Here is a 15143-nt window from a genome sequence, read left to right on the forward strand (position 1 = left end):
GAGGATGACAGTGGTCAGTTGTCACTTCTGCTGCTGACAGAGACTGACCAAGGGCTCCCTGAGATGTTAGCGTGTGCAGACACCACTGTTCGCGCCCCAGCTACGAGCGTCGCTAATCTGATTCAGGAGCAGCTGAGCATCAGCAGCTGATAGTTGTTCAGTTCGAACCAGAGCTCGGTGGGCGCCACGTTCAGTAGATGTCGGTCATCCGAGGACGAGCGGCCAGAAGAACTGGATGAGGAGGTACGCCACACCTGTCGTCAGGAGGATGACGATAGCGTCGAGCAGCGCCCCTGCACGGAGCATGTGCTCGCGTTCGATATACCCTGCGCCGAAGACGATCGCATTAGGGGGTGTCGCAACTGGCAGCGCGAACCCGTAACTGGCAGCGATTGCGCCGGTTACTGCGAGCAGCACTGCTGCGAGTTCTCCCGACGTGCCAAGCGCTTCGGCGTACGCCGGGCCGATGTTGATGAGTAGCGGAGCGAGAATCGCGGCCATCGCGGTGTTCGAGGCCAGCTCGCCAACGACTATCGTCATCGTGACCACGACGAGGAGAATCACGAGAATCGACGTGCCTGTGAGCGAACCGAGCGTCACTTCCGCGAGCCATACGGTCGCGTTCGTATCGGCCAACGCGTTCGCCAACGAGATGCCGCCGCCGAGAAGCAGTAACGTCCCCCAGTCGATGTCGATCATATCGTCCCACGCTGTCGCGCCGGTGACAACAAGTACGGGGATGGCGAGCAAGCCGACGAGCACGTAGAACAACACCCCTCGTGACCAACAGTTCCAAACACGTTTCGGCCCATCCCGCCGAAGAGTGTGACGTACCAGTCGCGTGGGAGGATGTCGTCGAACAGGAATTCGAGCCCGCCGAGAAGCCACAGGAAGGCAGTCCCGCCGAAGATCCCGAGGGTGCGACGCCCGCGCGTCGAGAGCGATCCCATCGAGTGCAGCCGGTCACTGGCATGCTCCCGAGCGCGGCTTACATCGTACTCTTGCGGTGGGTACACGACGTACGTCAGCAGCACCCACGCGACTGGGAGTGTGACGACCACCATCGGGAGTCCGATAGCGAGCCACTCGACGAACGTAATCTCGAAGCCGAGCAGTTCGTTCAGCTGTCCGACGACGATTGCATTCGGTGGGGTTCCGATGAGCGTTCCGACACCCCCCAGACTCGCGGCGTAAGCGATGCCGAGTAACATTCCGACCTGCAGATTCGATGCAGTCGAAGCGGGACGCTCCTCGCCTGCTTTCGTCAGGTGGGTGACGATCTCGATAATCCCGAGCGCGATTGGCACCATCATTGCGACCGTAGCCGTATTCGAGATGACCATCGAGAGAAGGGCCGTCGCAACCATGACGCCCAAGACCAGTCCCCGTGCTGACGTCCCGAACCGGACGAGTAGCGAGAGCGCGATCCGCTGGTCGATAGCGTGCTTCTGGAGCGCTTCGGCGAACATAAATCCCACAAGGAGCAGGAAGATGACTGGATCGGCAAACCCTGCGACCGCATCTCCGAAATCGGGATAGACCCCGAACACCGTCAGAACGATCGGGATCAGCAAGGCCGTGAGCGGAAGCGGAAGTGCACCAGTGACCCAGAGCACTGCCGCGAACACCATCGTCGCGACCGCATACTGGCCGGCAACGGTGAGTGACCCAGTGGTGGGGATCGTCGCAACAACCCCCAGTAAGAGGGTGGCAATCGCAATCGCCACGGCTTGGCTGACGTGCTTCGATGGCACTGGGTCTACCTGTGGTCTTATAAGCACGTTGTTCAGTGTTAGTGTTATCTATCTGTCTCTGCTCGCGACGTCACAACTCACGAAATGGGGACAACTGAGATCGACGTGTGGACTAAGAAACGACGACGGAACCGCCGGAAGGAAACGGATTCCGAACGATTCTCTCATCTCTGTTGTTCCTGACCGACGTTCCGTCTTCCCGCTCGTGAGCCAGTTGATCGTGAACCGTCCTCACCCAGTCCGAGCACGCTGGTGTCAGGTACCGTGTGATTCGAGAGACGGTCGGTTCCGAACACGAGGACAACAAGGACGGCAATACCGACCAGCACGACGGCCGAGGAAATCTCGGCGAGGAAGTTCAACCACGGGTCAGGAATCCCTCCGGGAACGAGCGCTGCCTTGTCTGCCGGGTGGAAGACGCCGATGCTGTTCATCCCGGCGTGGAAGACAGCGGCCGCGAGGACGCTTCCGGTGTTGTTGTACATCCACGTCCACAACACCGAGCCTGCGAGTATTGTTGCACCCCAGATGAGTTGCTGGGAGACCGGCCAGCTCCCGTGCGTTGTGTTGGCGTTCAAGAAGAGCGGGAGGTGCCAGCCAGCCCACGCCACGCCGACGAGCAGGCAGTACCCAGCGCGCTGTAGCGTTCCTGCAACACCGGTACCATGAACCCGCGCCAGCCCAGTTCCTCTTGCCCACCGCCCCAGACGGTGCCCCAGGCCATCACGAACAGGTAGATGCCAGGGAAGGGAAGCGAAGCGAGGTCGACGGGTCCACCCAGGAGTACGTAGAGTCCACTGCCGAGGACGAGAACGACCAGCGGAATCAGAAGCGCCGCAGTCCACCACTTCGAGCCGATCCGCCACCGGAAAAACTGGCCGATCCATGAGCGCAGACTGCCGCCGGCCGCCCACACGACCACGGCGGCACCCATCGGCGGCCCGAAGCCACCGAAGCCGATCAGGATCGACATCGTCCACGACGCCTCCATCCCCGAGAGTGCGACGATTCCCTGAACCGTCCACGTGAACGCATACGTGACCGCAAGGAAGCTCACGATTCGATGGCGGTCGATCCAGGCGCGAACGGAGGAACCCATATGACAACAGTCCGACGACACCGTGGTAAAATCTATCGATGGTTCTCATTCACTCCCCAGAATCCCTCAGGACAACTACTCTTCGGGGTCGAGTATAATGATTAGTCGCCCGAGCACGGATAACGCTAATCGCGGAAGGAATCTCCGACTGGGAATAAAATCGGTTCCAGTACGAGGGACAGAACGCTGGGAGCGTCCGAAGAGCTCACCTGGGGTTGTCCGACTGGGACGGCGTTTCACTCGGACTCTCTGCCTGTTCGGGTGCCGTGGTCGTGGCCGTGAAGTCCAGCCCACCGTTCGGGAGCGGGGCAGGCGAGAGCCGTTCGGCACCGTACCGCCAGACCAGCAGCGCCGCTGTCGTCCAGACGATTACGAGGAGTGCGACCTGAGACGTCACCTCGTCGCCGATGACGCCGCCCGCAGTCGTCACCGACACCGCGTTTGAGAGCGTATGAAAGACGACGACAATGAGCACTCGGCCTCCAGCCACGTTGTAGAGCCACGTTGCGATGACGCTGATCCCGACGACGACGCCGGCGTACAGCGCGAAAGGTGTCCCCGCCTGTGAACTCCCGGGCAGCAAGAACAGCGGGACGTGCCAGAGTGCCCAGATAACGCCGATGACGATGCTAGCTTTGAATGCGCCAATCTGCCGCTGGAGGACAGGGAGTGCGAGACCGCGCCAGCCGGGTTCTTCGAGTCCCCCTCTGATGAGCGTCGCGAACGCGACCGCCGGAAGCGCCGCGGCTGGGAGGACGCTGGTGCGATCGAACCCGCCTCCGACGGCGACGAATAGGACAAGCGCACCGACGTACAGTACCACTGGTATCAGCACCGCGGCGGCCCAGACGGACGGTGATGCCCTCACGTCGACGAGGTTTCCGAACCACGAGCGGCTGTCCCCACCAGCGACGGCGACGATGATACCTGCGAGGAAGGGACCGAACCCCCCGGTCAAGATGAGTGGCGTCACGAACGACGAACGTCCTGTCTGGAGGTCTATGGCTACGATTCCCCAGGGGGCCCACGTCAGAACGAATGTGAGGAAGACGAACGTGGCGAAACGATGGCGGCGGACAAACGGGCGTAACGATCCCATTGCTAACTCACACGTGTCCGTTCGAATCGCAGTTATATAATGTCAAATGGGAGCCTCCCTCAGCGAGGACCGATGTTCTTGCGCCCACCTCAGCTGTCGCTCGACTAGTCCTGCTTCCGACTGTCCACCTGGAACGCACGAACGGAGGGTTCCCTTCGGTACCGAAACACTCGCCCTCGTTGCGGTTCGGGAAGCGTGGTGGGTGACAATCGTCGCTGCCATCATCGCTGGTGCCGCCGATGCTCACGCCGGGCCGCCGACGTAATTGCGCTCCTCCCGGCACCTTACTGACTTCCGGACAGTCGCGTTGGAATCTCGGCGTCGGCGAGCCGTTCGGGGCCGTATGTCGCAACGAGGACCAGCGCAGCGGCGAGGAACACGACCGCGTAGAGCGCGTTCGGCAGGTTGGTCTGGAGCGCGGCACCACCGCCAGCGAGGTACAGGATACCGCCAGTATTCACTGAGGCGTGGAGCACCATCGTCAGCAGGACGCTCCCGCCAGTCTCGTTGTAGAGCCAGGTAAACACGACCGAGAGTGCGATGACCGCGACGCCGTAGTAGTAGACCGGGACACCAGCCTGGGAAGACCCCCCGACCAGGAACAGCGGCAAGTGCCAGGCGAACCAGCCGACGCCGATGAGCAAGCTCGAGGCGAGTGCCGAGTACGATTCCTGAAGCCGTGGCAGCGCGAAGCCACGCCAACCGAGTTCCTCGTTACCCCCACCGACGAGGAAGACCTGGAGGAAGAGGACGGGATAGAGCACTAAGACGCCCGTCGATTCGGGGTCGAACTGGCCGCCGAAGACGGCGATGTGGGCAGCACTCGCCGTGATGACTGCAACGGCAGGGAACAGCAGGGCGAATACCCAGTACCTGATGGAAACGTTCCACCGGAAGAGTTGACCAGCCCACTCGCGAACACTGTCACCGATGACCCAGGTGACGAGCCCTGCAGCGACGAGCGGTCCGAACCCACCGACCATGATGAACACCATCGTCTGCATGTCGTCTGCCAGGACCAGTGGCGACCACGTCGCCCACCAGTCGCTGAAGACCAGCGGTGCCCACGCCGACCACGAAACGAGGTACGCGACCACGAAGAACGTCGTCACGGGACGGTCACTGATTCGTCTACGGATACGGGAGGGCATAGTATATAATCTATCTCACATATATTTGAGGGTTTCTCGGATTCTCTCTCGATGAGAACCCAGGACTCCACCGGCCGTGACCGCCATGCTCTAGAGGCAGTCCTCGTTACTGTCGCTATACTCTGTATCGGCCACAATGGTATTCATAGAGACTGCGTCGTTCGAGAGGACGCTGCGGTATAGAGAGCGCACAGTCAGCAGAGGCAGTAGTAGACTCGATTAGTCGAATGGTGAAAGAGCGATGAGTCCAGATCTCGACTAGCGTCGCAGAAAGGCGCTACAGAGCAGATACGGGTTCCTGACGAACAGTTTCGCATTCAGTGTGCTTCGCGAACAGCGGCATCTACCTCGACGGAACGTCGGAGACGTCATCCGCAACGGGGAGGTGTCCAACATCAACGGGTCGGGAACCAGATTTATGCACCATCCCTACGAGAGAGTGGTATGACAGAACAGGAAGTAATCGATGTCCCGGAACTCGAGGAGTCCAAGTCCCGTTCGTACGAGCAGTGTATCAGAGTAGGCGACCGCGTACTCGTCGCCGGCCAGACTGGCTGGGGCGAGGACGAGATCGTTTCCAGGGAGTTCGAGCCGCAGGCGAGACGTTGTTTCGAGCGCATCGAGTACGCGCTCGAAGCGGCGGATGCGGAGCTGTCGGACTTGGTGCAGATGACGGTCTTTCTGACCGACATGCGTTACGCACGGGAGTTCAAGGACATCCGTGGGGACGTGTTGGGGGACGATCTGACCACGAGCGCACTCATCGGCGTCGACTCGCTGGCCCAACCGGAGATGTTGGTCGAGATCGAATCCGAGGCGATCAGTCCCAGGGAGTGAAGGAGACGGCTCCGTGGGACGGACTCGGCGGCGTCGGGATGGGCCTCATAATGCACTTCGTGATGAACGCGATACCCCTGATTCGGGGGGCTTTACCGCCAGCCGACGGCAGTGAACGCAGTCAGCCGTAGCCGACAGTCCGAAAAACAGTACCTAGGTGGATATCAAACGCTACAAACCCTCGACTGCCGCTTCGCTTTCACCAACATCCGAGTCGGCGTCCCGGAGTTGCAGATAGGCATCGGCGATGATGCCGTACCCGACGATCGCCAGCGGGGCCGTCACCAGAAGACTGACCACCGTGCCAGCCGCCGGGTTCACGATGGAGACCACCGAACCGAGACTACTGAGGAGCCCAGTCAGGACTCCGATGAGCAAGAGCAGCGCCGCAAGGCGCAACCGGTTCCCGCGGGCGAGGCCCCAGCTCCGTCGGAGCGATTCGATGACACGTGCGTCCTCGACGGCGATCACGAACAGGACGAACGCGAAACTCACCATGAGGAAGATCCCAGGGAGCACCAGCAGGACCAGTCCGATGGACGTCGAAATGCCCACGATAATGTTCGCGCCGATGGCCGAGACGACGGTTCGACCGATTCGCCTGGTAAACAGCGATCCGTCGATCGCCCCACTATCAGGCCCCTCGCGAGTGAAAGCCCGTGCGGCAGCGATGTAAATCACCATCCCAAACACGAGGGCCGAGAGGGCAAGTATCCCGGCGAAAGCACTGGAGAGGGGGAGTGCCAACCCCACCTGTGCTTGTTGCCGGACTGCCGGCGGTAACTGGTTGGCGACAACCGTGTTCACTGAGATGGTGAATATCCCAACGTAGAGGGCAGTGAGCCCCATCAGCGCGATACCAACCGGAGAGAGACTCCGGCGAATGCCGTTGCTAATCGCACGGCCAAGTTGGAGGGCCATACATTTCTTGCTCAGGCTGGTGTTGAAAAACCTTCGTATGAGAACCACTCACCCCTACAGTTTGACACTTTATTGATATCTGTAGAACCAAAAGACAACTACTCAGACATGCTTTGATGAGACGTATTAGCAGAATACTGACGCAAAATCATACAGCTGGGTCTACATTTGACAGAGTAGTGTCAAAGTTACATATCAATATAAAACAATCGGCAGATTAATGCTATTTACTGTATATATGGTTATCGGGAACGTGGGACAACTGATACTTACTCCGGAAGAGAAGTTAGACGCAATCGGGACAAGATTGCGGCGCCAGGTGCTATTAGCGTTGTATCTCCGGGACCCAACGGATGACGACCCGGTGAATGCCAGAGCGATCACCGATTCGGATTCGCTTGACTCGGTTACGTTGTACCATACGGAGTTACCCAAACTCAACAAGTACGGGCTCGTCGACTGGGAGCGAGAAACCGGAACACTCTCCAGAGGGCCGGATTTCGAAACGATCACGCCCCTGCTCACAGTCCTCTATGACCACCAAAGCGAGCCCCAGCGAACTGGTTTGACTCAGAGTAGTCGAACAACAGCGTGAGATGCGGATGTGCATTTTTCGTGGGATAACCACCATTATCTTAATATAGGCGCCCAGCGTCGTGTTTGCTATCTCCTCATGTCGACAGACAGTAATACTGGCAGTAGTGGGCCGATGATACGTGTCGTCGAAGCCGTCAGTTCGCGGTTGGATACGCCACCGAACGAACTGCCGCCCCTGAACGAGACAATTGACGCTGTCGGACTCGACCGCCTCTGTACTTCTGGACCAAACTCGCTGGAGGTTTCCTTTCCGTACGCAGGTCTGGAAGTCACAGTCACCGGTGGAGAAGAGGTTACGCTTTCAGCCCTCTCAGACTGAGACCAGCCACTGGGCAGATAACAGTCGGCATGAAGATCGCAACACCTGGTTCATAACTCACGTGCCGTGAGCAAAACGGTGGGTCACACCGATACTGAAAGCCTCAGCGTAGATCTCACCGAGCCTGCTGCTTAGATGGTGTGCATATCCGAGGACCGTGATGTGGTTGAAAACGATGACTGAAAAGAACAAACTCTCGCGACGGAGCGTATTAAAGAAAGGAACACTGGCAACAGGTGGACTGGTTCTCGGAGGCACAGCGGCGAGTGGAGCAGCGGCGAAGAGCAATACGCAAACTGGCGAGACCGGTGGGACGCTGAGAGTTCTCGAAACCGCCGATTAGTGCAGGGGTTTGCTCACGCGTTCACGCTGTGTCATAGTCTCCCGTTGAGTCCACACATTATCTATCGAGATATTAGCCAGTAGATGACCTAACACGGCTGTTTCGTCCAATTTGCGTAAATCGATTCCGCTACGATTCGAGATGCACCCGTCGTCGTCGTGTGAATGTACGGATTCACCCGTCTTGAGGACTGATGCGTTTTGACGGCCGTACTGCATACAGAATGCGAGTCGGTCAAGCAGTGGGCTGGATACTGGTTTCCAGACGCATTGCTCTGTGCGTCCGCAGTATCTTAGAGGAGTGCTAGTAGTGAACACACTCGGAAAAGCGTAAAGGGTGAACGCTGAGGGGTCACAGTATGGAACTCGTCGAAGCTACCGCAGAGGACCTCGATGCACTCGTCGAACGCTGGTATTCACTCGCGAAAGCGATGGAAGCGCACGACGAATTGAACGAACTCGTCTACGCAGATGTCGACGAAGTCCCCCACGATGGCTTTCGCACTCATTTCGACGACGAGGCGGTCACCGACTACCTCGTCGTCCACGAGGAGGAGACGATCGGGTTTGTCACGCTCCGAGAGGGCAACCACACATCCCGGAAGTACTCGCAGTACCTTCGCATTGTGAACCTTGCTGTCGATGAGGGCTACCGAAGTCAAGGTCACGGCGAAGAAATTATCGAACGGGTGAAAGACATCGCCCGTGACCAAGGTTGCGACCACCTCAAGGTCTCCTGTGAATGGCGAAACGAGGACGCACGCCGATTCTACCGTGAAACAGGCTTCCGACCGAAGCAAGTCGACTTCGCACAGCCACTGGAGTGACTCAACCCGTGCTCAGTGTGGCGAAATTGAGCCCACAGATAGTTGTTTCATCGCTAATCATCTGCCGCATACACTCTTTGTATCGGTCATACTATTACTGTCAAATATTGAGTGCTCAATCAATGGTCTACTGAATACAGAGCGCGTCTGAGCTGGTGAGTTCGTCACCCGCACCCCACCCAATCTTTTTTCGGTGTCGTGTTCGCGTGTTCGCTATGGTACGGGGCACAGAGATTCTATTCTCAATGGCGGTCGGGTTTCTCCTCGTACACGAACTGGATGCGATTCGCCAACACGAGTGGCGGTTCTTCTTCGCACCGATGTCAATCGGCGACGAGAGTGCGTATTGGGTGTTCACGGCACTGCACGTGCCGCTGTTCGCGGTGCTCCTGGTTTACGCGAACTCCTTAGCGTTCCAGATCGGCTTTGACGGATTTGCAATCGTCCATGGCATGTTGCATCTCGCCTTCCGGAATCACCCGCTGGTTGAGTTCGATAACTGGTTTTCACGGTTTTGGATCTTCGGCGCGTCTCTACTCGGAGTTCTACATCTACTCTTCATACTGTGACTCCCCCTCGGGGAGACAATCTCACTGCGTAGCTAGGTCGTTTCGTTCACGAAGGATTGTGTTCCTGAGCCGGGGCAGATAATGGGTGAGATCAGATGTCGTGAGGATGCCGACGAGTTCACCATCCTCGGTGACCGGGAGCCGCCGGATCGAGTGCTCTTTCATCAGTGTGGCAGCGACGTGGATGTCTTCCGTGCTGGCGATCGTGACGAGTGGCGTACTCAGAAACTCACCCGCACGTACGGAGTCGATATCAGCCCCGGTTGCCACCTGCTGCATGATATCGGTTTCAGTTACGATTCCACTATACTCGCCCGTCTCGGGGTCCACCACGACTGCCGATCCGATGCCGTGATCCGCGAACAGTTTTACCACATCACGGGCCGTCGTCTCTGGCGGAATCGTTCGAGCTGACTGTGTCATCACATCACCGACGAACTGTTCAATCATACAACTAATTCCCGCTTGAGACGGTTAACCTTACCGAGTAAGCAGATGTGCTGGGTGGTTGGCTCGTCTGAGAGATGTTGCAATAATCGGGGCGATGACGATAGATACACCCTCTGGATGAGTCACGCCGAGATTGACAGACAAATGCGTACTACAGAGGACGTCAGTAACTCGGACACCGGAACAGGCTGTGTGGCTGGTCTCATTCCTCGCGGTTGCCGTCCGTTTCCTCAGCCCACCCAGCGTTTGACAGTTCGCCGTTGCGGTCGATTCGGTCCTCCAGCATCTCGTGTACCACTCGGCCGAGGTCATCTAACTCACCATCGATCATCGAAATCGTGCTCGAATCGAGCGACTCAGTCACGTTTCGCCCCGCTGGGCGTCCGAAATAGTTGGAGCGTCGAAACGAAGGCGGTCTTCAGTTGGGTCCCAGTAGAAGTCGAACGCCTGGAACAGGCCGAGATCGCTGACGATCCGAACCTGCTCTTCATTGAGATTCGTGTACTCGGTCCATTCGTTGAATCCCTCCTTCCACGCGCCCTCTTGGAGCAAGTCTTCGAGGTCCTCGCGGTAGAAGTCTTCTGATCCGAGCGTCTCTTCTTGCCACTCGAACTCGCGCGGCATTCCTCGGTTCGAGAGGTCTGGTGGTTCCGGGACCTCGATGTCGAACACCATACTAGTAGTTACACTGATGACATGATAAACCCCATGCAGTTCGATACGAGGCAGACGGGTCTCGCAAAACCGGTATGGATGGAGGGAGCAGACCGACTACGCGTAGCACGTGACAGACAGGCGGGGCAACAATCGCCCGGATCGTCGGTCTATATCCCGAGCCACTCGTCGTTCCGAACTTGATATCCGTTCGCCCGACAGAACTTCGCCGCCTGTCGGCGCACCGCTCGGGACGACGGGAGCTTTTCTTTCTCACGGATTTGCTCGGTGACCCAATCGCGAATGGCTTGGATCCCTTCATCGTCGTCATCGGCGTCGATCGATTTGAGTTCCTTGAACGTCATTTCGTACGCTTTGCGCTGTGTCCAACTGAACTCCGTATTCGAGAGCGTCTTGCTGGCTTCCACGATGTGTTTCATTGCCGCGGCAACTGTCGGTCGCTGTACCTGCACTCGGACGGCGTCCGAAGAGTCGAACGTCTCCTCGTCAGTCTCCGGGATCAGTTCCTTGAGAGTGTAGCTCCCCTCGATAGATTCGACCTCGCGATTGCCGATCGCCGCGACGATCGCACTTCCCGTCGTCGGGAATTGTAACTCATCGAGTTCTGCATCCAAATCGACGAGTGCTGCATCGTCCACCGGTGGCTGTTTTTCGTCACCGCGCTCCAGCTCTGTGTCGATATCACGTTCTCGTTGGCGTCTGTCAGCGTCTCGTGCTTGCTTGTCTCGACCCGATTTGTTGTCTGCCATCCTATAACAATGACGCTCCAGACAGATAGTCCTGTTGTCAGGACCAGGAATTCGGGCGACACCTGCCAATGAAAATCGAGCAGCGGCGCTTGTTGCATACAGGGCGCGAATCGGTCGTGGGCCAGCAGGCGTCTGGTGGTCGGTGAGAGTGATCGAGACGAAGCAGTCATTACTCACGATGGCTCTGTTGGAATCCACGGAGAGGTACAAGTTCGCACGGTACTCTAATTGGATAGAAGCTCCTCCCGAAGTCGCGGGTACCCCGGATTCGGAGTGCCCTCGATATTGAGGAAATCCAGGGCTGGATGCGCGGCGGGGATATCGTAGCGGTGTGTGGCGTCCGCTTCCGGCGGCTGGTCGGTTCCGTGTTTCTCTGCCATCCGGCCCGTCGGCGGCGTTGCCGCCGTCCCGCGACGTGGAATCCCGACCCGCAGTTTGCTCACTGGGTGCGGTTTATTTGACCGAAGGTAGTAACCAGTTCCATGGTAATCGACCACACGGGCGAGACGGTGATCGTGACTGGCGCCGGCCGCGGAATCGGGCGCGAGATAGCCTACCACTTCGCCGACGCCGGGGCGGACGTCGTCGCCGCCGCGCGGACCGAGTCGGAGATCGAGGAGACCGTCGCCGGGATCGAGGAACGCGGGTCGACAGGTCTGGCAGTCCCAACGGACCTGCGGGAGCCGGCGGAGATAGTGGCACTGGTGGACGCTGCGACCGACCACTTCGGCACACTCGACGTGCTGGTCAACAACGCCGCCGTCCACGTCGCGGGCGACCCACTCTCGCGGTCGGTCGAGGACATCGATGCCATGCTCGGCGTCAACCTGCGCGGCGTCTTTCTGCTCTCCCAGGCCTTCGCGAACGCGGTGATAGACGGCGACGGCTCCGGCGGGAGCATCGTCAACATCTCGAGCATCGTGGGCCACCTCAGCGTCCCCGCGATGCCGGTGTACTGCGGGACGAAGGCCGGCGTGTACGGACTCACCCGGGGTTGGCCGGCGAACTGGCACATCACGGAATCAACGTCAACGCAGTGAGCCCGGGGTTAACACGTGTCGAGCGTATCGAGCGACTCCTCGAAGAGAAGGGCGAACTGTACGAGATAGACGCCATCCCGCTCGGCCGCCTAGGGGAACCCGAGGACATCGCGAACGCCGTTCTCTACCTGACCTCGGACCTGGCCTCGTACGTCACCGGTGTGGACCTGCCCGTCGACGGCGGCGCCGTGCGGACGTCGGTGCTGTACCGGGACCAGTACCTGAGCGAGTGACGGTCTACACGAGAAGCGGGTGAACGGAAGACCCGATTTAGCCTTACGCTTCGTCCCACTGGTGGGTGGGCGACCCGCCGACGAAGGAGACGAAGTTCATCCCGCCATCGGGGAACTTCCAGGGACCGTGGGGAATCTGCTGGCCGTAGATGTAGTCACCTGCAGTCAACTCCCGGCCGTCGACGAGGATCCGGCCCTCGAGAATGAGGCAGGCGTGGGCGCTCTCGTGGGTGTGCTCCGGTTCGAAGTAGCCTTCGGGGTACTTCACCAGCATGTCCGTGCGTCCCTCGGCCTCGTTCTCGTTGATTATCTTGACCTGCAACCCCTCCGGGAGACCGAGCAGCTCGGCGTCGTCCCAGTCGACCTCGTCGGCCTCGACCGAGAGGTCCAGTCCGACGTCGACGACCGCGGGTTCCTGCGGGGAGACGGGGTCGAATTCGCGGGGCATGGTCATTCGTTGTACAGGACGACCCGCAGTGCGTTCTCGTCGGGGTCGGTCCGCGCGTGGTAGGCGGCGTCGAACTCCTCGAGGTCGAACTCGTGGGTGATGAGCGGGGTCAGGTCGACCTGGTCCGAACGGACGAGGCGCTCGCTGGGCTCGGACTTGTTCGCGTGGGCGCGGTTGCCGACGAACTCCTTTTCGTCCAGCGCGATCTGGGCGACAGGGATCTCGTTGAGCGCCTCCGTCGGGACGCCGTCGACGCTGATTCGGCCACCCTTCCGCGTCATCTCGACGGCCTGTCGGACCGTCTGGGCGATGCCGACGGCCTCGAGGGTGACGTCGACGCCGTGGCCGCCAGTCAGTTCGCGGACCTGTTCGACCACGTCGTCGTCGTGGTACGAGATGGTGTCCGTGGCGCCCAGCTCGGCGGCCATCTCGTTTTTCGACGGGTTCCCGATGGCGATGACGTCGCTCGCGCCCATCGACACGGCGTGCTGGACGAGACAGAGACCGATCGTCCCGGTCCCGATGACGGCGACGGTGTCGCCGGCGTCTATCTCTCCGCGGTGGGAGCACTGCAGGGCGATCGCGTTGGTGTCGAGCAGTGCTGCCTCGCCCCACGGGATGGTGTCGTCGAGGTGGTGGAGCATGTCTTCGGGGACGGTGACGTACTCCGCGTAGGCACCGTCCATCGTATGACCGATCTGGCGGTGGCCGGAGTCGAAGTCGCCGTAGTTGTCACAGAGGTTGTACCGGCCCTCACGACACATCCGGCAGTAGCCACAGCCAGAGGGCGTCTCGCCGAAGACACGGTCACCGGGCTCGAACCGGTTGACGGAGTCGTGGACGTCGACGACCTCACCGGCGTACTCGTGACCGGGGATGAACGGATAGGAAGGCGGCCACTCGTCGTACTTGCCGTTCATCAGTTTCGGGTCGGTGCCACAGATGGCGACGGCGCGCATGCGGAGGAGGACGTTCTCCACCTCGTCGACCGCTGGCGTCTCGGTTTTCTCTACTGCCCACTCGCCCGGGGCGTGTAGCACGACGGCTTCCATCTCGTCCGGAATCCCTCGTTGGCTCTCTTGTGCCATACAGGTATCATGAGGGGAGAGATATTAACAACCATTAAAGATGCAAACTGCGCGCGCTCGTCCCGCGATGCGGAACTTTAAGCACGACGCGGTACCATATCACACAGACGGATGAGCGAGAACAGTGCAGCGAGGATAAAGTCGGTCCAGACCGCCCTCGCCGTTATCGAGACGCTGTACGAGCGCGATGGGGCGCGCGTCGACGAAGTCGCCGACGCCGTCGACGTCTCGAAGAGCTCCGCCCACCGCCACCTCACGACCCTCGAACGGGAGAACTACGTCGTCAGGGAGGGCGACGAGTACGTCCTCAGCCTCCAATTCCTCGAACTCGGCGACTACGTCGGGGGCCGCAAGGGGATATTTCGGCTCGCGGAACCCAAGGTCCGAGAGATCGCCGATGAGACCGGCGAACGCGCCCAGTTCGTGGTCGAGGAACACGGGTACGTCCGCTACGTCCACCGCGCCACGGGCGACCGGGCGGTCAAGACAACCTCCGGCGTCGGCAAGCGGGTGCGGATGCACGCCGTCGCCGCCGGCAAAGCCATCCTCGCCGAACTCCCCGAAGAGCGGGTCCGCAACATCATCGCCGAGCGTGGCCTGCCCGCATTCACCGAGCACACCATCACCGACGAAGCGCGACTGTTCGAGGAACTCGGCGATATCCGCGAACGCGGGGTCGCCTTCGCCGACGAGGAGTTGGTCGAGGGGCTCCGCGCCGTCGGCGTCCTCATCCGCGGGTCCGACGACCGGGTCCTAGGGGCGCTGACCGTCGCGGGCCCGACCCACCGCTTGAAAGACGACGTCTGGCGCGAGGACATCCCCAATCTCCTGCTCGGTACCGCGAACGAGCTCGAACTGAAAATTGAGTACGAGTGAGCGCGATAGGAAGTGGCTCGGAGACGGAATCAGATCCCCGAAGTAGGGATTGCCGTTGACTTGTTGGCA

19 protein-coding genes and 1 pseudogene are annotated in these 15143 nt (G+C 59.8%); 7 read left to right on the forward strand and 13 right to left on the reverse strand.

Translation table 11 applies throughout. The features are described from left to right. Positions 1 to 204: 204 nt before the first annotated feature. The 5 genes and pseudogenes from P1L41_RS16950 to P1L41_RS16970 form a co-directional block, all read right to left on the reverse strand. Positions 205 to 1727: pseudogene (locus tag P1L41_RS16950) on the reverse strand (SLC13 family permease). Between the two features lie 191 nt (positions 1728 to 1918). Continuing rightward, positions 1919 to 2365, reverse strand: coding sequence for a CPBP family glutamic-type intramembrane protease (locus P1L41_RS16955; RefSeq protein WP_276298641.1), 447 nt, complete (start codon positions 2363 to 2365; stop codon positions 1919 to 1921). Then, entirely contained in the window at positions 2329 to 2853 is a 525-nt protein-coding gene (locus P1L41_RS16960; RefSeq protein ID WP_276298642.1) for a hypothetical protein, read from the reverse strand. Before P1L41_RS16960 ends, P1L41_RS16955 begins: the two co-directional genes overlap by 37 nt. A gap of 205 nt (positions 2854 to 3058) precedes the next feature. Continuing rightward, complete coding sequence (locus P1L41_RS16965; RefSeq protein WP_276298610.1) at positions 3059 to 3826, reverse strand: CPBP family intramembrane glutamic endopeptidase; 768 nt, start codon at positions 3824 to 3826, stop codon at positions 3059 to 3061. A 410-nt stretch (positions 3827 to 4236) separates the two neighbouring features. After that, positions 4237 to 5103: a CPBP family intramembrane glutamic endopeptidase gene (locus tag P1L41_RS16970; RefSeq protein WP_276298611.1), complete on the reverse strand. Its 867-nt coding sequence runs from the start codon at positions 5101 to 5103 to the stop codon at positions 4237 to 4239. Positions 5104 to 5547: 444 nt separating this feature from the next. Between P1L41_RS16970 and P1L41_RS16975 the strand changes: the two genes are divergently transcribed. Continuing rightward, positions 5548 to 5940 (forward strand): RidA family protein, encoded by a 393-nt coding sequence (locus tag P1L41_RS16975; protein ID WP_276298612.1) that lies wholly within the window; start codon positions 5548 to 5550, stop codon positions 5938 to 5940. 171 nt (positions 5941 to 6111) lie between these two features. Here the strand turns inward: P1L41_RS16975 and P1L41_RS16980 are convergent, their stop codons facing one another. Further along, complete coding sequence (locus P1L41_RS16980; RefSeq protein WP_276298613.1) at positions 6112 to 6861, reverse strand: DUF7847 domain-containing protein; 750 nt, start codon at positions 6859 to 6861, stop codon at positions 6112 to 6114. A 709-nt stretch (positions 6862 to 7570) separates the two neighbouring features. Here P1L41_RS16980 and P1L41_RS18685 point away from each other — a divergent pair. The 3 genes from P1L41_RS18685 (at position 7571) to P1L41_RS16990 (ending at position 9515) form a co-directional block, all read left to right on the forward strand. Beyond that, entirely contained in the window at positions 7571 to 7777 is a 207-nt protein-coding gene (locus tag P1L41_RS18685) for a HalOD1 output domain-containing protein (protein ID WP_379789209.1), read from the forward strand. A 701-nt stretch (positions 7778 to 8478) separates the two neighbouring features. After that, positions 8479 to 8946 (forward strand): GNAT family N-acetyltransferase, encoded by a 468-nt coding sequence (locus P1L41_RS16985; protein WP_276298643.1) that lies wholly within the window; start codon positions 8479 to 8481, stop codon positions 8944 to 8946. 215 nt (positions 8947 to 9161) lie between these two features. Continuing rightward, positions 9162 to 9515: a DUF6713 family protein gene (locus P1L41_RS16990; RefSeq protein WP_276298615.1), complete on the forward strand. Its 354-nt coding sequence runs from the start codon at positions 9162 to 9164 to the stop codon at positions 9513 to 9515. A gap of 21 nt (positions 9516 to 9536) precedes the next feature. On the opposite strand, the gene P1L41_RS16995 is transcribed toward P1L41_RS16990, so the two are convergent. From P1L41_RS16995 to P1L41_RS17015, 5 genes are all read right to left on the reverse strand, one after another. Continuing rightward, complete coding sequence (locus P1L41_RS16995; RefSeq protein ID WP_276298644.1) at positions 9537 to 9965, reverse strand: CBS domain-containing protein; 429 nt, start codon at positions 9963 to 9965, stop codon at positions 9537 to 9539. A gap of 202 nt (positions 9966 to 10167) precedes the next feature. Then, positions 10168 to 10329, reverse strand: a complete 162-nt coding sequence (locus P1L41_RS17000; RefSeq protein ID WP_276298645.1) for a hypothetical protein — start codon at positions 10327 to 10329, stop codon at positions 10168 to 10170. Beyond that, positions 10326 to 10640 carry a DUF7992 family protein gene (locus tag P1L41_RS17005; protein WP_276298646.1) on the reverse strand — a complete coding sequence of 105 codons (315 nt, stop codon included), beginning with the start codon at positions 10638 to 10640 and terminating at the stop codon, positions 10326 to 10328. The genes P1L41_RS17000 and P1L41_RS17005 overlap by 4 nt, the downstream gene beginning before the upstream one ends. Positions 10641 to 10789: 149 nt before the next feature. Continuing rightward, the gene (locus P1L41_RS17010) at positions 10790 to 11389 is read right to left on the reverse strand and encodes a DUF5789 family protein (RefSeq protein WP_276298647.1); all 600 of its coding nucleotides are present in this window, start codon (positions 11387 to 11389) and stop codon (positions 10790 to 10792) included. A 224-nt stretch (positions 11390 to 11613) separates the two neighbouring features. Beyond that, entirely contained in the window at positions 11614 to 11769 is a 156-nt protein-coding gene (locus P1L41_RS17015) for a hypothetical protein (RefSeq protein WP_276298648.1), read from the reverse strand. A 102-nt stretch (positions 11770 to 11871) separates the two neighbouring features. Here P1L41_RS17015 and P1L41_RS17020 point away from each other — a divergent pair, with 102 nt between their 5' ends. Both P1L41_RS17020 and P1L41_RS18690 read left to right on the forward strand, forming a co-directional pair. Continuing rightward, positions 11872 to 12429, forward strand: coding sequence for an SDR family NAD(P)-dependent oxidoreductase (locus P1L41_RS17020; RefSeq protein WP_379789214.1), 558 nt, complete (start codon positions 11872 to 11874; stop codon positions 12427 to 12429). Beyond that, positions 12426 to 12662, forward strand: coding sequence for an SDR family oxidoreductase (locus P1L41_RS18690; protein ID WP_379789216.1), 237 nt, complete (start codon positions 12426 to 12428; stop codon positions 12660 to 12662). The genes P1L41_RS17020 and P1L41_RS18690 overlap by 4 nt, the downstream gene beginning before the upstream one ends. 43 nt (positions 12663 to 12705) lie before the next feature. Here P1L41_RS18690 and P1L41_RS17025 read toward each other — a convergent pair whose 3' ends face one another. Further along, positions 12706 to 13110, reverse strand: a complete 405-nt coding sequence (locus tag P1L41_RS17025; protein ID WP_276298619.1) for a cupin domain-containing protein — start codon at positions 13108 to 13110, stop codon at positions 12706 to 12708. Positions 13111 to 13112: 2 nt separating this feature from the next. Beyond that, the gene (locus P1L41_RS17030) at positions 13113 to 14198 is read right to left on the reverse strand and encodes a zinc-dependent alcohol dehydrogenase (RefSeq protein WP_276298620.1); all 1086 of its coding nucleotides are present in this window, start codon (positions 14196 to 14198) and stop codon (positions 13113 to 13115) included. 111 nt (positions 14199 to 14309) lie between these two features. On the opposite strand from P1L41_RS17030, the gene P1L41_RS17035 reads away from it, so the two are divergent. Then, a complete protein-coding gene (locus P1L41_RS17035) occupies positions 14310 to 15074 on the forward strand; it encodes an IclR family transcriptional regulator (RefSeq protein ID WP_276298649.1) in 765 nt (254 codons plus the stop codon). Positions 15075 to 15143 lie beyond the last annotated feature (69 nt).

Source organism: Haloarcula ordinaria (assembly GCF_029338275.1).
Classification (GTDB): domain Archaea; phylum Halobacteriota; class Halobacteria; order Halobacteriales; family Haloarculaceae; genus Haloarcula; species Haloarcula ordinaria.